Origin of the sequence: Microbacterium salitolerans, from assembly GCF_019720895.1 — a bacterium.
GTDB lineage: Bacteria > Actinomycetota > Actinomycetes > Actinomycetales > Microbacteriaceae > Microbacterium.
Map to the genome: position 1 here is coordinate 567,206 of NZ_JAHKSH010000003.1, position 20,266 is coordinate 587,471.

The window sequence follows — 20,266 nt, forward strand, 5'->3', positions numbered from 1 at the left end:
CCGCCGTTCGCGCTGACTACAGCAGGATCCCGGCGGTGAACACCGCGGCCGTCATCACGATGCCGCCGATCACGAGCACCGTGTCGGCGGCGTGCCACTGCACGGCGTGCCGCTCTGTGCGCGTCGGGAATGCCCCGAAGGCGCGGGCGTCCATGGCGAGGGCGACGCGCTCGGCATGACGGATCGCGCCCGCGAGCAGGGGGACGAGCGTGCGGGAGGCAGCCCACGGACCGCGTCCGCCGATGCCGCGTACGCGGTGGGCCGCGCGGATCACCCGCAGCTCGTGCCGGAATCGCGGAACGAACCGCAGCGCCGCGAAGGCGGCGTAGCCGATGCGATACGGCACGCGCGCGTGAGCGACGAGAGCCCGCACGATGTCGACGCCCTCGCTCGTGAGCCCGGGGATGAGCGCGAGGGCGAGCAGCGCGGCCAGTCGGAGGCCCGTCGCGAGCCCGACGGCCGGCGTGCTCCACAGGCCGAAGCCGAGCGCGAGGATCCCGACGATCGCGGGCAGCGCGATCAGCAGCCACATCGCGACGCGGCGCGTGAACCGCGTGCCGACGAGCAGTGCGGCGTACGCGATCACGAGGAAGATCGCGGGCGTCAGCATGTCCCGGGTGAAGACGAGGCCGATCATCGCGGGGACGACGGCGGCGAGCTTCGCGAGGGGATCGCGGACTTCGAGTGGGCGCGTGCGCGCAGAAGCGGGGGCGACGGGAGCAGGCGGCCCCGCCGAGAGCTCGATGACGTGCGTCGCGTGCTGGGCGACGAGCCGCCGATCGTGCGTCACGACGACGATCGTCGTGCCCTCCCGTCGCAGCTCCTCGAGCATCTCGACGAGTGCGTCCGCGCGTGCGCCGTCCTGGCCGTAGAGCGGCTCGTCGAGCACCAGGACGCCGCCGGGACGCATGGCGATCAGCGCTGTGCCGACCGACAGCCGCCGCTTCTGCCCACCCGACAGTCGGAATGGGTGATCCTCCGCGTGCTCGGCGAGACCGAGCCGGTCGAGCATGGCGGTGACGCGCTCGTCGTCCCCGCCCGCGCTGTGGGCGAGCTCGGCGCGGACCGTGTGCGCCACGAACTGATGTTCGGGGTTCTGGAACACGAACCCGATCCGCTCCGTGCGCCGACGCGTGCGCCAGGGATCGGCGCCCGCCACCGTCACGGATCCCCTCGGCGCGCGGATCACGCCCGCCATCGCCTGGGCGAGGGTCGTCTTGCCCGCGCCGTTGGGGCCGGTGACGGCCGTGAAGGATCCGCGGGGGACCTCGGCGGCGACGACGTGCAGCACCTCGCGTCCGCTGCGCGCGATCGTGAGTCCGCAGACGGTCACGACCGGCTCGGCAGCGTCGTCGTCCCGACCCGGTGCGTCGCCCGACTCGACGGGGTGGACGCCGAGATCGTGGAGCGCCTGCCCGTGATCCCGCATCACGTCGTCGGGCGCGCCGTCGAAGGCGAGCGCGCCGTCGTGATCGAGCACGAGGAGTCGCGTCGCGAGGGGGAGCGCGACGTCGAGGTCGTGTTCGATGAGCAGGAGCGAGCGGTCGCCCGCGGCGGCGATCTCGCGCAGCGCGGAGGCGACGTCGCGCACTCCGGCCGGATCGAGATTCGCGGTCGGCTCATCGAGCACGATGAGCGGGGACTCCATCGCGAGGGCGCACGCGATCGCGAGGCGCTGACGCCCACCGCCCGACAGCGTGTCGGGATCATCGCGGCGACGCTCCCACAGCTCGACGACCCGCAGAGCCCGCTCGACGCGATCCGCGATCTCGGACACGTCGAGCAGCAGGTTCTCGAGGGCGAAGGCGACCTCGTCGTACACGGATCCGGTCACGACCTGCGCGTCCGGATCCTGGAAGACCATCGCGACGCGCGTGCTCAGATGCGCGGGCGACGACGCGGCGACGCTCTCGCCCAGGACGACGACGTCGCCCGCCACCTCGGCGTCGATCGCGTGCGGGACGATCCCGTTCAGCGTCTGGGCGAGCGTGGACTTGCCGGCGCCGCTCGGGCCCGCGAGCAGCACGACCTCGCCGTGACCGATCGAGAACGAGACGTCGCGGATCGCGGGACGCGAGGCCCCGACGTGCGTCACGCTCACGTGGGACAGGCGAGCGAGAGGCTCCATGGGGCCGCCCGTCACCGCGCGACGCGTCGGCGCGGCGCCACCCCCGCGCGCTCGAGCGAGTGGCCGATCGCGAGACCGACCATCGTCCAGACGACGGGGCCGAGCAGGGACAGTGAGACGTAGATCACGCGCGCCCACGGGGGAAGCGTCGAGAGGTCGGCCGCCATCCACACGACGACCGCGATGACGCCGCCGATCGCGAGTGCCGAGAGCAGATAGCGCCACCACGCCCATGCCCGGTAGCGGAACGCCGCCGCGATGCCCTCCTGGATCCCGCCGAACAGCAGCGCCGTTCCGAGGAACTGCGGCGCGTACACCGGAGCGATCGCGCAGCCGACGAGGGCGGCGAGCACGTGCGTCAGCAGTGCGACCCACGGCGCGCGGAACAGCTCCTGGGCGATGATCCCGGGCAGCACGTGCACGCCGAGGAGGAAGCCGTAGAGGAACGGCACCGTCGCGAGAACGGGGATCGTCAGCCAGCCCTCGATGCCGCCGATGAGCCCCGTGGCGACGCCGATCGCGGCGCACACGAGGAGCACGCGGGTCGAGAGCGCGGCGGGCTTGGTCACGCCTTCGAGCCTACGGGGTAAGGCGACCCTCACCGCCATGCGCCGGGTGGGGATCCGCTGGGGGTCGTGCGAGCGAGCTACACGCGCCGACGTCGAGGGGTGAGCCGCACGTTCGGCAACGGTGGGGCGGGGATCCGGTCTTCGTCATGCGGCCCGTCGACGACGCCGTACCTCACGTTGTCCTGCGACTCCCAGTCATCGCGCGCCCGCTGGATCTCCTCGTGGCTGCGGCCGACGAAGTTCCACCACATGACGATGTCGTCCTCGAACGGCTCGCCGCCCAGCAGGAACAGCAGGGCGCCGTGCTCGCTCGAGACCTCGACGCCCGTGCGATGTCGCCCCACGTAGAGCAGATCGAGCTCGTGCACCTCGGTCGGCTGCCCCTCCGCACCTGCCTCGACGGCGATGTCGCCGTCGATCGCCGTGATCGCGTATTCCCATTCAGGAATGAACGGCAGGCGCACGCGAGAACCGGGCGCGAGGCGCACTTCGGCGCCCACGATGGGGGTGTGCGTCTCGGCGGGAGATCGCACGCCGCCGAGCTCGCCGACGACGACCGTGATCTGCGGATCCGCCCCGGTCAGGGCCGGCAGCGCGAGCGACGGGAGCGACGTGTGCTGTCGGAAGTCGCGGGGTCCGTGCCGGCGCGACTCGGGAAGGGCGATCCAGAGCTGCAGGGCATCGATCGGACCCGGCTCGTCGCCGATCGAGTACTCGGAATGGCTGATGCCGTCGCCCGCCGTCATCAGGTTGAGCGCGCCGCGGCGGATGGCGACGTCGTTGCCGATCGCGTCGCGGTGTCGCACCTCGCCGACGAGCGGCCACGTCACGGTCTGCAGGCCGATGTGCGGGTGGGGATCCACGCGCATCCGCGCCACCTGCGGACCAAAGCGATCGAGGAAGCACCAGGCGCCGACCATCGGCAGGTCGCGCTGCGGGAGCGCACGGGACACGTTCATCGCCCGAATGCCCCCGAGCGGCACCTCGCGGGAGGTCAGCAGGAGCTCGCGCGGACCGTCGCAGACGACGGATCCGCCCTCGACGTGGGCCGACTGATCGACGTCGTATCGCGTCATCGCCGCGTCAGTCCGTGTTCGGCGTCGCCGCACCGACCGGCTGTCCGAAGGGCCAGTGCACGCGCAGGCCCTCGACGAGATGCGTCGTGAGGTGCTTCGCGTAGAACGGGCAGAGCGGCCACAGCACCTCGTCACGCGCGATGATGTCGGCCAGCGAGCGCTCGGCGAGCACCTGGGCGTAGCCGCGACCGCGGAACGCGTTGTCGATCTCGGTGTGGACGATCTTGATCGCGTCGCCGGACGTCTCGAACTGGGCGAATCCCGCCATCGTCGGCTCGGCCCCGAGCTCGTCGTCCCAGATCTCGTAGCGGGCCTCGGCGCGCACGACGCGGAGATGCGCCGTCGAATCAGTGCTCATGCCGCCACGGTACCGGCGGATCCGGCCCGTGGACACCCTTCCCGATCAGGAGTTGTCCACAGTCCGAGAACAGGCATCAGCGGTCCCTTCTACGCTGGAGTCATGACGAATCAGCCGCCGTACGACACCGCGCTCGACGACGGCTGGATCCCGCCGGAGGAGCCTCCCGAGGAGCAGTACGCCGAGTACGAGGGCGGGCCGATCGAATGGGCCGACCCGTTTGCGGGCTCGGCGACGGCGTCGGCCGCCTCCGCGCGCTCCTCTCGGTATGCGACGGGTCTCGAGGCGCTGCAGACGGTGTACGGGTTCGACGCCTTCCGCGGGGATCAGGCCGAGATCGTCGATCAGGTCATCGCCGGCGGCGACGCCGTCGTGCTCATGCCCACCGGCGGTGGCAAGAGCGTCTGCTATCAGATCCCCGCGCTCGTTCGGGAGGGAACCGGGCTCGTCGTCTCGCCCCTCATCGCCCTCATGCGCGATCAGGTCGACGCGCTGCGCGCGAACGGCGTGCAGGCGGCCTTCCTCAACTCGACCCAGTCGCCCGCCGAGCGCGCCGACGTCGAGCGCGCGTACATCGCCGGAGAGCTCGACCTGCTGTACGTTGCGCCCGAGCGACTCAGCGGCCAGCAGACGCGGGATCTCCTCGCACGCGGCACGCTCAGCGTCATCGCGATCGACGAGGCCCACTGCGTGAGCCAGTGGGGCCACGACTTCCGGCCCGACTACCTCACGCTCGGCGACCTCGGCTCGCAGTTCCCGGGCGTTCCGCGCCTCGCGCTGACGGCGACGGCGACGCGCGAGACCCATCGCGAGATCACCGAGCGGCTTCACCTGTCCGACGCTCGCCACTACGTCGCGAGCTTCGACCGCCCCAACATCCAGTACCGCATCGAGGCCAAGACCGATGCGCGCCGCCAGCTGCTGCAGTTCATCCGCTCGCAGCCCGAGCGCTCGGCCGGCATCGTCTACGCGCTCAGTCGCAAGTCGGTCGAACAGACGGCGACCTACCTCGCGGGGCAGGGCATCGACGCGATCCCGTATCACGCGGGCCTCGACGGCGAGACGCGTGCGCACCATCAGGGCCGGTTCCTCCGCGAGGACGGCGTCGTCGTCGTGGCGACGATCGCGTTCGGCATGGGAATCGACAAGCCCGACGTGCGTTTCGTCGCGCACATCGACCTGCCCAAGTCCGTCGAGGGCTACTACCAGGAGACGGGGCGCGCGGGTCGGGACGGTGAGCCGAGCGTGGCGTGGATGGCATATGGCCTGGGCGATGTCGTGCAGCAGCGCCGCATGATCCAGCAGGGAGAGGGCAACCGCGCGATCCAGATGCGTCAGCAGCAGCACCTCGACGCCATGCTCGCGCTCTGCGAGACGGTGTCCTGCCGGCGGCAGAACCTGCTGGACTACTTCGGCCAGACATCGGACCCGTGCGGCAACTGCGACACCTGCCTCGAGCCGCCCCAGACCTGGGACGGGCTGATCGCGGCGCAGAAGCTCATGTCGACGATCGTGCGCCTGCAGCGAGAGCGCGGGCAGTCGTTCGGAGCCGGGCACCTCATCGACATCCTGCGCGGGGCGTCGACGGACCGCATGCGCAAGTTCGGCCACGATCAGCTCTCGACGTACGGCGTCGGCGCCGATCTCTCCGAACAGGACTGGCGCAGCGTGATCCGGCAGCTGCTCGCGCGGGGCCTCCTCATGCCGCAGGGGGAATACAACACGCTGGGTCTCAGTGAGGGATCGGCCGGTGTGCTTCGAGGCGAGACGCCCGTCCCGCTTCGACAGGACGTCATCGGCCGGAAGTCCCGCCCCGAGCGCGCCAAGAAGTCGACGGCCGCCGACACGCTGGCGCCCGAGGACCGCGACCTGTTCGAGAAGCTGCGCGAATGGCGCGGCACCCAAGCACGTACCCAGGGAGTGCCCGCGTACGTCGTCTTCGGCGATGCGACGCTGCGTGCTCTCGCCGAGCATCGACCGTCGAGCCTGGCCGAGCTCGACGGCATCAGCGGCATCGGCGCGAGGAAGCGAGAAGCCTACGGCGCGCAGGTTCTCGAGATCGTGGGCGCGCACCGCGGCTGACTCACCGTTGCGGCCTCCTGAGGGCTGGCCCCATCTGGGCGTTACACCTTCGTTATCAATTCGCGATATTCAGCCTGGACATCGCGCCGGAATACCGACAGGCTGGCCGTTGGCTGTGAAAGCCGATCGTCGTGTCCGGGTACCTATCCGGTGATCTCGACGAATGTTGATTGACGAGAGATGGGGCTCACGTTGCGAAGGTCAGACCAAGTACAACTACCGCGCGGGGCATCGCGCTGGTTCACGAAGCGAAGGCTCGCCACCACTGCCGTCGTCACGACGGCCGCGGTCGCAGGCGCAGCGATGGGGGCGATCCCGGCCACAGCTGCCGAGACAGACGTCGCAGAGGCGGAAGGACGCCTCATCACGTTCGACGGCGGCTTTATCGACGCGAACCAGCTGGCGGCGCTCGCGCCGGCCTACTCGGCGACGCCGAGCGGCGACGCCGAGCAGTCGAGCCCGCTTGAACTCTCCCTGCTGAACGCCCTGGACATCGACCTCGGCGACGGACTGCAGCTGTTCGGCGACAACGGCGTGCTCGAACTCGGCGCACTCGGACAGTACGCGAGCAGCGACGAGAGCTCGGCGTACGCGTCCTCGGGTCTCGTCGGAGAGGACGGGTCGATCTCGATCGGCACCGGCGATCCTTCCGAGAACGCCTACCTCGACCTCTCGCCGCTCCTCGGTCAGGCAGGCCTCGATGAGCTGCTGACCCAGGCGCGTCTGGAGCTCGGCGCGATCTCGGCCTCGGCGACAGCGGAAGCCGGTGCCGAGCCCGAGGGCGACTACCAGCTCGCCGGCGCGAACCTCATCCTCCAGAGCGACACGGTCGGCGACATCGTCACCGATCTGAACGGTGTGCTCGGGCAGGTCTCCGACCCCATCAACGGCATCGTCGGTGACGGGGGAGTCGTCGAGAGCACGATCACCCCGCTGCTCGACACTCTGGAAGGGGTGATCAACCCGCTGCTGCTCGGCCTCGGCCAGGTGAACGACCTCGGCGTCACGGCGACGCTGGATGTCGACCTCGAGGCGGCCGTCGCTTCCGTCTTCGCCGAGCCGATCACGAGCGAAGACAGTGCGCTCACGATCGACTTCAGCACCGGTGAGATCAGCGTCGACCTCGCGAGGCTCGTCGCCGACAGCCAGGGCGGCGACTACGACGGCACGCTGAACGGCCTTCCTGCCAACACTGAGCTGCTCGGTCCCGACGTCATCCAGGCGGCACTCGACGGCGCTATCGGAAGTGTCTTCGACCAGATTCCGGCGCTCCTCGTGACGGCCGTGACGGATGCGATGAACAACGCGGATCTGCAGATCGCGATCGGCGGAGCGGTGACGCTGCTGGGCGCGCCCGTTGGCTCGATCGGCATCGACCTCGAGGGCACGCTGGGAGACTTCATCGGGGCTCCGGGCTCGGAGAACCCGTCGACGGACGTCAGCCTGGACCTCGTCGGACTGGAGGTCGGCGAGATCGTCGGCCCGATCGTCGAAGCTGTGACGAACGAGATCCTTCCGGCGCTCGTGACCCCGATCGCCGACGCGATCACCGATGAGGGCACGCTCGACACGATCTTCCGACCGGTCGTCGAGGCTGCGAATGGACTGATCTCGCCAGTCGCCGAGCTCATCACGAACAACCTGATCTCCGCGACAGTGAACGTCAAGGAGACCGACGGCGACTTCACGACGCCGTCTGGCTACGACGTGGGTTCCTTCACCGAGCGAGCCCTTCAGATCTCCCTCTTGCCCGCACTCGCGCAGCCGCTCGTCGAGCTCTCGCTCGGCTCGGCCACCGTGCGCGCTGCGGCTGAGGTCATCTACGACACGGCGATCACCGTGGACCCGGCGGAGGTAGAGCCGGGCCAGTCGACGACCGTCACGGGGTCCGGCTTCGCACCGAATGAGACTGTGACGATCACGGTCGATGGTGAGGATGTCGGAACGGCGACCACCGACGACAGCGGTGCGTTCACGTTCGAGTACGACGTGCCCGCGGATGCTGCGCCTGCCACTGTCGAGGTCGTCGCAGAGGGCGACGTCTCGCAGACGCCGGCCACGGACCAGCTGATCATCGGCGAGCCCGGTGCCGAGGCTGACGTGGACGCGGATGCTTCGGTTGACGCGGATGCTTCGGTGGACGCGGATGCTTCGGTTGACGCGGATGCTTCGGTTGACGCGGATGCTTCGGTTGACGCGGATGCTTCGGTTGACGCGGATGCTTCGGTTGACGCGGATGCTTCGGTTGACGCGGATGCTTCGGTTGACGCTGACGCTTCGGTGGACGCTGACGCCTCGGTGGACGCTGACGCCTCGGCGGATGCGGATGCTGGTGTGAACGCGAATGCGGCGGCGTCGGCGTCGGCTTCGGCCAACGCGGATGACGACAGCAACGCGTCGGCTGAGGTCGCGGCGCAGGCTGCGGCTCTGGCGGATGCGACGTCGACGGCTTCGGCTGCGTCGAACGCGGATGCCACGGCAGCTGCGGAGTCGGCGGCCACGGCGGATGCCTCGAACGACACGACGGCGGATGTCTCGAGCGACGTGAACGCGTCGGCCGAGACGGCTGCGGACGCGGCGGCTCTGGCCGATGCGTCGTCGGCGTCGAACGCGGATGCGTCGAGTGCTGTGGAGGGCAACGCGGCGGCTGCTGCGGAGGCCGCTTCGACGGCGGACTCGTCGATGGACGCGTCGGCGGAGGCTGCGGCGAACGCCGACAGCTCGGCGGATGCGGATGCCGGTGTGAACGCGAATGCGGCGGCGTCGGCGTCGGCTTCGGCCAACGCGGATGACGACAGCAACGCGTCGGCTGAGGTCGCGGCGCAGGCTGCGGCTCTGGCGGATGCGACGTCGACGGCTTCGGCTGCGTCGAACGCGGATGCCACGGCAGCTGCCGAGTCGGCGGCCACGGCGGATGCCTCGAATGATGCTTCCGCGGACATCTCGAGCGAGGCGAACGCCTCGGCGCAGACGGCGGCTCAGGCTGCGGCTCTGGCCGATGCGTCGTCGGCGTCGAACGCGGATGCGTCGAGTGCGGCGGAGGGCAACGCGGCGGCTGCTGCGGAGGCCGCTTCGACAGCGGACTCGTCGATGGACGCCTCGGCTCAGGCCGCGGCGAACGCCGACGGCGACGCCGACGGTGAGAGCAACCAGCCTTCCGTCGAGGTCGAGCACCCGAGCGTTCAGACGGGCGATCAGCAGATCGCCTACGGCTACGGGTTCGTGCCGGGCGAGAAGGTCACCGGAACGATGCTCTCCATGCCGCAGGCGCTGGGGACTCAGACGGCCGACGAGAACGGTGAGGTGACCTTCACCTGGACGGTTGCTGATTACCACGCCGATGGCACGCACTTCGTCGAGCTCGATGGAGCGCAGTCCGGGACCGTGTCGACCGACTTCGAGGTGACATCTGTCGCCGGCGGCGGCGGTGGCGACGATGATGATCTCGCCGCAACCGGTGGCGGGATCTCGGATCTCGTCCTCCCGGTCGCTGTCATGCTGCTCCTCACCGGCGCCACCCTGTTCGTGTACGCACGACGCCGTGGTGGCATGCTGACGGAGTGACCAGCGAGAACAAACGCCTGACGGCAGGCAGTGGCGGTCCGGGAACATCCCGGGCCGCCACGGCCGTCGCCGCAGGCGATGAGCCGACACCGAACCCCCCTCGACGCCGCCCGTGGGTGCGCATCGTGATGATCGTCCTCGCGGCGTTCACGGCATGGCACGTGTTCGCCTCGTTCCTGTGGATCGCCCCGTGGTCGCCGGCGCGCGAGGTCGTGTCGTACAAGATGCTTTCGGGCTACATGATCCCGATGTTCGGACAGTCGTGGAGCGTCTTCGCCCCCGAGCCGATCAACGGCGACTACCGCTTCGAGGTGCGGGCCATCGTCGACGACGAGACGACCGACTGGGTCAGCGCCTCCGACGTCGAGCTGTCGATGATCCAGTACAACCTCTTCCCGCCCCGTGCGGGGATCCAGGCGATGGACGTGTCGAGCCAGTTCAAGGGCGCGTGGGCCGACCTCAACGAGGAGCAGCGCGAGGTCGCGGAGCTCAACTACTTCAAGTCCGAGTGGGAGCCCCGCATGACCGAGGCGATGACGACGCTGGGCGAGGATCCCGTCCTCGTCGAGGAATACGTCGAGCAGGAGCACCGTGCCACGGCCTATGCGACCCAGGTCGCCTATGCGGTGTGGGGCGATGACGTCGAGCGCGTGCAGTTCCGAGCGACGCGGCAGAACGTGATCCCGTTCGCCGACCGGCACGATCCCGAAGCCGAGCGTCCCGGGATCCAGTACTCGCCCACCGGCTGGCGCGGTCTGGTCGTCAATGAGGGGCAGTCGCAGGAGGACTTCACCGACGTCTTCCGCCCGACGTGGGAACGGATGAACGACGAGTGAGTGCCCGCAGGACAACCGCCGGCCGTGTGGCCGCCGACGTGGGGACGTTCGTCGTCCGCACGCCCCGCGCCGTCGGGCGCCTCATCGCGGCCGTCTGGGCCGCGGTCATCGATATCGTGCGCCGTGGCTGGCTCTTCGCAGAGGCGTGGCTGCTCGATTCGAAGAAGTCGCTCTACGGCCTCGCCATGACGCGCATCGTGCTGGGCCTCACGGGCATCGGCCTGCTGCTGTCGAACTTCTCTACGCGCCTCTACACGTTCGGCGCCGGATCCGCGTGGAACGGCGAATCGGCGGAGCCCGTCAGCGACTTCCCGAAGATCTGGATCTTCAGCCTGTTCGACAGCGTGCGGCTCGACGATGGCGCGTTCACGACGATGTATCTCGTGCTCCTCGCCCTCGCCGTCCTGTTCACACTCGGCTGGCGGACGAAGATCGTCCTGCCGATCTACTTCGTCCTCTGGGTGAGCTTCATCGAGATGACGGATGCCGTGGGAGACCAGGGCGACAACATGTATCGGATCGTGCTGCTTCTCCTGCTGTTCGCGGATCCGGCCGCCCGCTGGTCGATCGATGCACGACGTCGCGCCGCGAGCGGTGATCCGACGGTCCTGCCGCGCGAGATCAGCAACCTCCTCCACAATCTCGTCCTCGTCGCGATGACCGCGCAGGTCTGCTTCGTCTACGTGTCCGGCGGTCTGTACAAGGCGGGCGGGGAGCCCTGGTCGGGCGGCTGGGCGGTCTACGATCCCCTCATGACGGAGCGCTTCGGCACGTGGCCCGTCCTGAGCGAGCTCGTCACGGCATGGGGTCCCATGGTCACGATCGCCGCCTGGGGCTCGATCGTGCTGCAGGTCGCGTTCCCGTTCATGCTCCTCACGCGCCCCACGCGCGTGATCGCGCTGATCGGGATCATGAGCTTCCACGTCGGAATCGGCGTGCTCATGGGGCTGCCGTGGTTCTCGCTCGCGATGATCGGCATCGACTTCATCTTCATCCGCGATCGCACCTGGAAGCACCTGGCCGACGTGGTGCGCCGCAGCTACCGCAGGGATCCGAGCGGGCAGATCGACAACGAGGAGGCGGCACGCGTCCGCGCGTGATTGTCGGCGTACGACAAACAATCCTCCCGATGTGAGGGGAAGGGCATAGATTCGTGCCGCAATCACCCCTCATCACCGTGGAGAGGACCACCCCCGTGGCCGACACAGCCGTTCGCCCTGACACCGCAGCCCTCGCAACCGTGAGCGACGACGCGCTCGACGCGCGCATCGACGTCGAGGGGCTCACGCCCATCCTGCTCGGGAAGTGGCGTGACATCCGCCTCGAGGCGCGGGAGCTGATCAAGGACGAAGCGTTCTGGCGTATCGAGGGGCAGCACTACCTCGAGCACCGCGAGCGCGTCTTCGAGCAGTGCCGCATGCTGGCGCAGAAGGGTGCGGGCGGCCGCGCGCTGCCGAAGGAGTACGGAGGCCTCGACACGCAGGGCGGCAACCTGGCCGGCTTCGAAGAGCTCGTGCTCGCGGATCCGAGCCTGCAGATCAAGTCGGGCGTGCAGTGGGGTCTCTTCGCGTCGGCGATCTTCCAGCTCGGCACGAAGAAGCACTACGACCGGTGGCTCCGCGACGCGACCGACATGATCCTTCCGGGTGCGTTCGCGATGACGGAGACGGGCCACGGATCCGATGTGCAGGCGATCGGCACGACGGCGACGTACGACGTCGAGAAGCAGGAGTTCGTGATCCACACGCCGTTCCGCGGCGCCTACAAGGACTACCTCGGAAACGCCGCGACGCACGGTCGTGCGGCGACGGTGTTCGCGCAGCTCATCACGGGCGGTGTGAACTACGGCGTGCACTGCTTCTTCGTGCCGATCCGGGATGAGAGCGGCGAGAACCTCCCCGGCATCACGAGCGAGGACGACGGGCCGAAGGGCGGACTGAACGGCATCGACAACGGCCGCCTCGCCTTCGATCACGTGCGCGTTCCGCGCGAGAACCTCCTCAACCGCTACGGCGACGTCGCGGCAGACGGCACCTACTCGAGTCCCATCAAGAGCCCGGGGCGCCGCTTCTTCACGATGCTCGGCGCGCTCGTGCAGGGCCGCGTGTCGCTCGACGGCGCGGCCACATGGGCATCCGCCCTCGCCCTCAAGATCGCCGTGACCTACGGCAACGAGCGTCGTCAGTTCGATGGCGCGACGGGCGAGGAGACCCTGATCCTCGACTACGGCAAGCACCAGCGCCGCCTCCTTCCGCGTCTCGCTCAGACGTTCGCGCAGGCGTTCGCGCACGAGGAGCTCCTCCAGAAGTTCGACGGGGTCTTCAGCGGCGAAGCCGACACCGACGAGAACCGGCAGGACCTCGAGACGCTCGCGGCCGCGCTGAAGCCGCTGTCGTCGTGGCACGCGCTCGACACGATCCAGGAGGCGCGCGAGGCGTGCGGCGGTCAGGGCTACCTCGCCGAGAACCGCCTCGTCGGTCTGCACCAGGATCTCGACGTCTACGCGACGTTCGAGGGCGACAACAACGTCCTCCTCCAGCTCGTCGGCAAGCGCCTGCTCGGCGACTTCGGCGCGCAGTTCAAGGGCAAGGATCAGAGGGCGCTCGCGGCCTATGCGGCGAAGCAGGGCGCGTCGAAGTTCTTCCACGGCGCGGGACTGCGCCGTCTGGGGCAGACGGTCGCCGATTTCGGATCCACGGCGCGCTCGGTCGAGTTCGGCCTGCGCGGCGAGGACCAGCACCACCTGCTCGCCGACCGCGTGGAGCAGATGGTCGCCGACGTCGGCACGCGCCTCAACGCCGCGCGCCGACTCGATCCGGTCGAGGCGCAGCGCGTATTCAACGAGAACCAGGTCGAGCTGCTCGAGGCGGCGCGCGCCCACGGCGAGCTGCTGCAGTGGGAGGCGTTCAGCGACGCGCTCGACCAGATCGACGATGAGGGGACGCGCACCGTCATGACGTGGGTCCGGGACCTCTTCGGTCTGTCGCTCATCGAGCGTCACCTGTCGTGGCACATCATCAACGGACGACTCTCGACGCAGCGTGCGTCCGCCGTCACGCGGTACATCGACCGCCTCTGCACGCGCCTGCGCCCGCATGCGCAGGATCTCGTCGACGCCTTCGGGTTCGCTCCGGAGCATGTCCGCGCGCCGATCGCGTCGGGCGTCGAGAGCGAGCGACAGGACGAGGCGCGGGCGCACTACCGTCGCCTGCGCGAGAGCGGCGAGGCGCCGACGCCCGAGAAGAAGGCGCGCTGACGGGCGGACGTCGATCACCCGGCCGGTGCGCTCGGAGAAGTCTTCCGAGCGCGCCGGTTAGAGTATTGAGGTTGAGGGCTCCGGCGATCGCGCCCTCGAGGTCGATACCGCTGCGGTCGCACTCACCTGCTTGGGGGAGCAGCTCGGATGACGGCGATGACATGGCTGCGCGCGCGCAAGAGCACGGTTGCGGGCGCGGCGATCGTGGTCGCCGGTGCCGTCACGCTCACGGGCTTCGCCGTCGCGTACGACGGCAACCCGACTGCTGAGGTCGAGCTCGACGACGGCAGCGTGTGGGTCACGAAGACCTCCAGCGAGGTCATGGGGCATCTCAACACCGAATCGGCTCTGCTCGACGGGCAGATGCGCATCGAGTCGACGGACACCATCGACATCATGCAGGAGGGCGACGACGTCCTCTATCTCGACCACGGCTCCGATCAGCTCTCGCGCGTCGACGCCGTGAGCATGGTGCCGGGGGATGAGACAGACGTCGTCGCCGGTTCCCAGGTCCAGCGCGGGGGCGACACCGTCGCGATCCTGGGCCCCGATGACGGCCAGCTGTACGTGGTCCCGATCAGCGAGCTGGGCACGTTCGACCCCGAGGAGAGAGACGCGGCAGCCGAGGTCTCGCCGGATGCGGCGCTCACCGTCTCCGCCGACGGCACGGTGCACGCGTTCGCGCCGAGCGACCGCACGCTGACGACGATCGACACGTCGTCGACGGGCGAGACCGTCGGCGAACCCGAGACGCGCACGCTCGAGAACATCGAGGCGGGAGCCGCGGTCCAGCTCACGACGGTGGGCGAGACGCCCGTCGTCTTCGACGAGTCCAGCGGCCTCGTGCAGTCACCGGAGGGCCTGTCGACGTCGATCGGCTCCGCGGAGCAGGTCAGGCTGGCCGCCGACGCGGCATCGGGCCGGTCCGTGCGTCTCGCGAGCGCATCGGCGCTCATCGAGGTTCCGCTCGACGGCGCCGAGCCGACGCGAGTCGCGGCGGCCGCCGAGGGTGAGGCGGTCGAGCCTCTCGTCGTCGACGGATGCGCCTACGCGGCCTGGCGAGGCACCAACCAGGTCATCCGCGACTGCCTCGGCGCCGATGACGACCTGCAGAAGGTGGTCGAGAGCGCGCCGGCGGAGGCTTCGCTCGTCCTGCGTTCGAACGGTGACGACGTCGTCCTCAACGACGCGGCGGGCGGCGCGTCCTGGCTCGCCTCCGACGAGATGCAGGCCGTGAACAACTGGGACGATCTCACGCCGCCCGAGGGCGATTCGCGTCAGTCGGATGAGACGGTCGAGACCGACCTCGCCGAGATCCAGCCGCCCGATCGCACGCAGGGCAACCGGGCGCCGATCGCCGAAGACGACGAGTACGGCGTCCGCGCCGGGCGCTCTGCGGTCCTGCCCGTGCTGGACAACGACAACGATCCCGACGGCGACGTCCTGACGATCGCGGTCGACGAGGATCCGGCGATCGGCAGCGTCGAGCCGATTCAGGACGGGCGCGCGCTTCAGATCACCCTGGCGCCGAGCGAGACGAGCGGCTCTGCGACGTTCCGCTACACGGTCGACGACGGCGCGGGCGGAAGTGACTCCGCGACGGTGCGCATCGATGTGCACCCGGAGGAGGAGAACGCGGCACCGGTGCAGAAGGAGCTGCGTCCCACCGTCGCGGTCGAGACGGGCGGATCCGTCACGTACAACGTGCTCCCCGACTGGATCGATCCGGATGGCGACGACATCTATCTCGCCGCGGTCCAGCCGCAGGAGGGCGACGAGGTCGACTTCACGGCCGACGGGCAGGTGACGTACCGCTCGCTGACCCCGCGTCAGGGCCCCATCGACGTGCAGGTGACGGTGTCGGACGGTCAGGACACGGGCACGGGGACGCTGAGTCTCTCCGTGCGTCCCGTGGGCACGGTGAAACCCGTCACCAACGCCGATCACGTCGTGATGTACGCGGGCGAGACGGCGCGTGTGGAGCCGCTCGTGAACGACATCAACGCGGCGAGCGAGTCGCTCGGCCTGTCCGGCGTCGCACCACACGCGCAGGTCACGACCGAACTCGACGCCCAGGGCGAGGCATTCACCGTCGCCGGCGAGACGCCCGGCACCTTCTACCTCGATTACACGGCCTCGGCGGGGATGCAGTCGGCTGCGGGCCTCGTCCGCGTCGACGTGCTCGAGCGCGAGGACACGAGCGATGAGCCTCCCGTCGCCGTGCGTGATACCGCCTATCTGCCGGCCGGCGGCGAGGTGCTCATCGACGTGCTGCAGAACGACCAGGATCCGTCGGGCGGAGTGCTCGTCGTCCAGTCGGCGGCGGTGCAGGAGGCGCAGGGCGTCTCGGCCGCCGTACTCGGGCAGTCGACCGTGCAGATCACGGACAGGGCGATGCTCGAGGAGCAGGCGGTCATCACCTACAACATCCACAACGGGTCGAAGCAGGCGACGGGCGAGATCATCGTGATCCCCGTGCCGCCGACCGACCGGGCACGCGCTCCGATCGCCATGAACGACTCCGCCACCGTGCGCGCCGGCGACGTCGTCACGATTCCCGTCACCGACAACGACCACCATCCGAATGGCGAGTCGTTCTCGGTGGACCCGGAGTTCGTCGAGCAGCCGTCCGACGAGATGGGCCAGATCTTCGTCGCGCAGGATGACGTGCGCTTCCGGGCGGCACCCGATGCCCAGGGCCAGGTGCGCGCGATCTACACGGTGGTCGATGCGAAGGGCCAGGAGGCGTCGGCCGCGGTGACGATCGACATCGTCCCCTGGAACGAAGAGATCAACAGCGCGCCGATCCCGCAGACGGTCACGGCGCGCACGCTCGCGGGCTCCGACGCGCGCATCGAGATCCCTCTCGATCAGATCGATCCCGACGGAGACTCCGTCGACCTCGTCGGCCCGGCAGACGCCTCCGCGAAGGGGCGGATCACCGAGCAGGGCGCCGACTACCTCACCTACGCGGCGGACCGCGACGCCACGGGCGTGGACACGTTCCAGTATCGCGTCGTCGACACATTCGGCGAGGAGGCGATCGGCACGATCCGCGTGGGCATCGCTCCGCCCGAGAGCATCAATCAGGCTCCCAACGCGATGAGCGACGAGGTGGCGATGCGTCCGGGGCGCACCGTATCGATTCCCGTCCTCGCGAATGACACCGATCCCGATGGAGATCGTGTCGGACTCGTGCCCGACTCGATCGAGCTGGTCCCCGATGACGCCGACTACAGCGTCGAGACGACGAGTGATCGCGTGCTGTTCACGGCTCCCGATCGTGAGATGACGACGCAGTTCCAGTACACGATCGAGGATGAGGTCGGAAACCCCGCGAAGGGCGTGGTGCAGGTCACGGTCGGCAAGGACGTGCCGCTCGAGCTGCCCATCGCGCGCGACGATCGAGTGCTGATCGATGCGGTGTCGGGCGACTTCACGGCGGAGATCGATCTGCTCGCGAACGACGAGGATCCCGACGGCACCGTCGACGACCTCACGCTCGACGTCGCGAGCGTCGAACCGCTTCCCGGGAAGGGCCCCGGCGTCGTGCGGGCCTCGGTCGAGGACCGCCGCCAGACCATCCCGTACACGGTGACGGATCCGGACGGCGGCGAGGCGACCGCGTTCCTCATCGTGCCGGCCAAGGACGATCTGCGACCCGTCCTCAAGGAGGGCGCGCACATCGAGATCAGCGACCATCACCCGTCGGATCCGCCCGTCGAGATCCCCCTCGCCGACTACGTCGAGGTGGCGGAGGGGCGCGAGCCGCGTGTCACGTCTGCCGACTCGGTGACGGCGAAGAACAGCACCGGCGCGCTCGTGAAGGACCCGCAGACGCTGCAGTACAAGCCCACGCACCGGCTCGAGGGCTCCGCCGACATCACCTTCGAGGTCACGGACGGCGACGATCCGGACGATCCCGACGGCCGCAAGTCGGTTCTCACGATCCCGATCACCGTCTCCGATCCGGCGAATGAGAAGCCCGAGTTCACGAACACGTCCACGACGCTCGGCGCGGGCGATGATCCGGTCTCCGTCGATCTGGCGCAGCGCTCGTACGACATCGACGGCGACGCGCTGACGTATTCGTTCTCCGGGCCCCGAGAGTTCGGCGGGGTCACGGCGAAGATCGAGGGCGACGTGCTGACGGTCGCGGCCGATGCGGAGTCGCGCGGGCAGTCGGCGTCGTTCGACATCCTCATCGACGACCAGGAAGCCGGGACGGTGGACGGGCAGATCCACGTGACGGTCTCCGCATCGAACCGGCCGCTCCCGGCGGCGAACGATGACGACCTCGGACGGGTCCACCAGGGCGAGCCGCAGGAGGTCCCCGTCCTGCAGAACGACTCGAACCCCTTCGAGGGCGAGGCGCCTCTCCGGATCATCGACGCCGAGGTCATCGAGGGGGAGGCCTCCGTCAGCTTCACGGATTCGGGAGTGACGCTCACCCCGAACGACGGGACGAGCGGGTACGTCACCGCGCGCTACACGATCGCCGACGTGACGGACGACGCGGATCGGTACGTGCAGGGAGCGATCACGGCGACCGTTCTCGGGGTCCCGGACCAGCCGGGAACTCCCTCGGCGAATGACGTCGGCAACCGCGAGGCGACGCTCACCTGGACGGCGCCGACGAACAACGGCGCGAAGATCACGGAGTACCTCGTCGAGGACTACCTCGGCAGCGGCTACACCGAGACGTGCACGGCGACCGTCTGCCACCTCACGGGGCTGACGAACAACCGCGAGTACCAGTTCCGCGTGACGGCCGTGAACGAGGTCGGCCCGTCGACCGCGTCCGAACTGAGCCAGGTCGTGCGCCCCGACGTGAAGCCGCAGGCCCCGAACCCGCCGCAGTTCACGCTCGAGCCGGGCAGCCGCGACCAGCGACTCGGCATCCGCTGGAACACCCCCGAGAACGAGGGGTCCCCGATCAAGGGCTACCTCGTGCGGCTCGAGGGAGGCGGAGAGACGCGGCTCGTCGATGCGCTCACGGACTCGACCTCGACGTCGCACATCTTCTCCGGGCTGAAGAACGGCACGCAGTACCGCTTCCAGATCGCCGCGATCAATGACGCGGACATCCGCGACCCCGAGGGGTGGTCGTGGAGCGGATGGTCGGCCGCCGAGAAGCCGGCGACGGTGCCGTCGACTCCCGGGAAGCCGTCGGTCGAGCGCACGGACCAGCCCTACGGCGAGAACGAATTCCGTGTGACCTGGGGCGCGCCCGACAGCAACGGCGGCGACGGCATCTCGAGTTGGACGATCCGCGTGCACCACGGCGACGACGTCGTCGATCGCATCTCGCGTCCGAACGAGGGACGGGCGACGACGATCGTGCTCGCGAACTCTCCGACGGAGTACCGGTTCTCCGTGGTCGCGACGAACCGCGAGGGCAGCAGCAAGGCGAGCTCCGCGAGCGCCCCGGTCCGCTCCTACAGTCCTCCGGGCCCCGTGACGGATGTCTCGGCGAAGGCCGGGGACGGATCCATCGACGTCTCGTGGAAGAAGGCCGATCCGAACGGCGTCCGCGATGGCGACGTCCAGTACGACTACCGCCTCAACGGAGGCTCGTGGGCGGCGCTCCCGAACGGATACCGCGATCAGGGAGGGAAGGCGGCGGCGACCCTCCCCGCGCAGAACGGCGTGGACACGGTCGTCTCGATCCGCGCGCGCACCTCGATCGACGGCTCGAACTGGAAGACGGGCCCCGCCGGCACTCTCGACGAGCCCGTGCGTCCCTTCGGCCCGCCGCCGAAGCCCACGATCACCCGCTGGTCGGGGACGACGCACGCGCAGAACTTCGGCGTCGATGTCACGACGCAGTACAACGGCCGCAACATCGAGTACATGCGGGTGCGCGTGACCGCCGCCAACGGAAAGGTCTTCGAGGAGACGAAGGGCGGCAACGGCAATTCCGCGCGCGAGCCGTCGATCTCGATGCGCATCGACAAGCTCCTCCCTCCCGCGACCTACGCCACCGTGGAGACGGTGATCCGTAACACGGAGGGCCAGGAGGCGACGGCGAGCGCCGAATACTGGGTGCCACGGCCGGAGTTCACGATCGACTATCGCGACACCGACACGACCCGTCCGAGCGGCAACGAGTTCACCCTGCGGTGGAAGAACCTCGCGCCGCCGTCCCAGCCCTGGTCGGGGTTCATGTACCAGTGCCAGGAGAAGGATCCGGACAGCGGTGAATTCCGCGACGCCGGGAGCGGCTACTTCGGCTATGAGAGCGCCTCCGGCTCGGGATCCGACGACATCGAGTGCCTCCGCAACCGTCAGGATCCGGGCACCTACCGCATCGCGATCACGCACGACTACCCGCAGGTGCCCTGGGGTTCGCGCCTGACCAACGAGGTCACCGTGAAACCGACGCCCCAGAGCTGAC

At 69.2% G+C, this 20,266-nt stretch carries 10 protein-coding genes; 6 read left to right on the top strand and 4 right to left on the bottom strand.

Annotated features, from left to right (window positions below):
- Positions 1-16: 16 nt before the first annotated feature.
- The 4 genes from KOL93_RS09165 to KOL93_RS09180 all read right to left on the bottom strand — a co-directional run bounded on the left by KOL93_RS09165 (position 17) and on the right by KOL93_RS09180 (position 4,131).
- Positions 17-2,101, bottom strand: a complete 2,085-nt coding sequence (locus tag KOL93_RS09165) for an ATP-binding cassette domain-containing protein (protein ID WP_308291593.1) — start codon at positions 2,099-2,101, stop codon at positions 17-19.
- 38 nt (positions 2,102-2,139) lie between these two features.
- Positions 2,140-2,697 (bottom strand): ECF transporter S component, encoded by a 558-nt coding sequence (locus KOL93_RS09170; RefSeq protein WP_308291594.1) that lies wholly within the window; start codon positions 2,695-2,697, stop codon positions 2,140-2,142.
- Between the two features lie 77 nt (positions 2,698-2,774).
- On the bottom strand, positions 2,775-3,773 hold the full coding sequence (locus KOL93_RS09175) for a pirin family protein (protein WP_221585028.1): 999 nt from the start codon (positions 3,771-3,773) through the stop codon (positions 2,775-2,777).
- A 7-nt stretch (positions 3,774-3,780) separates the two neighbouring features.
- A complete protein-coding gene (locus tag KOL93_RS09180; RefSeq protein ID WP_221585029.1) occupies positions 3,781-4,131 on the bottom strand; it encodes a GNAT family N-acetyltransferase in 351 nt (116 codons plus the stop codon).
- 102 nt (positions 4,132-4,233) lie between these two features.
- Here KOL93_RS09180 and recQ point away from each other — a divergent pair, with 102 nt between their 5' ends.
- From recQ to KOL93_RS09210, 6 genes are all read left to right on the top strand, one after another.
- The gene (gene recQ / locus KOL93_RS09185; protein WP_221585030.1) at positions 4,234-6,213 is read left to right on the top strand and encodes a DNA helicase RecQ; all 1,980 of its coding nucleotides are present in this window, start codon (positions 4,234-4,236) and stop codon (positions 6,211-6,213) included.
- A gap of 303 nt (positions 6,214-6,516) precedes the next feature.
- Entirely contained in the window at positions 6,517-9,777 is a 3,261-nt protein-coding gene (locus KOL93_RS09190) for a choice-of-anchor G family protein (protein WP_221585031.1), read from the top strand.
- A gap of 128 nt (positions 9,778-9,905) precedes the next feature.
- On the top strand, positions 9,906-10,613 hold the full coding sequence (locus tag KOL93_RS09195; RefSeq protein ID WP_221585132.1) for a DUF5819 family protein: 708 nt from the start codon (positions 9,906-9,908) through the stop codon (positions 10,611-10,613).
- A complete protein-coding gene (locus tag KOL93_RS09200; RefSeq protein WP_308291595.1) occupies positions 10,610-11,713 on the top strand; it encodes an HTTM domain-containing protein in 1,104 nt (367 codons plus the stop codon). The genes KOL93_RS09195 and KOL93_RS09200 overlap by 4 nt, the downstream gene beginning before the upstream one ends.
- Before the next feature lie 95 nt (positions 11,714-11,808).
- On the top strand, positions 11,809-13,869 hold the full coding sequence (locus tag KOL93_RS09205; protein WP_221585032.1) for an acyl-CoA dehydrogenase family protein: 2,061 nt from the start codon (positions 11,809-11,811) through the stop codon (positions 13,867-13,869).
- Between the two features lie 147 nt (positions 13,870-14,016).
- Entirely contained in the window at positions 14,017-20,265 is a 6,249-nt protein-coding gene (locus tag KOL93_RS09210; protein WP_221585033.1) for an Ig-like domain-containing protein, read from the top strand.
- Position 20,266 lies beyond the last annotated feature (1 nt).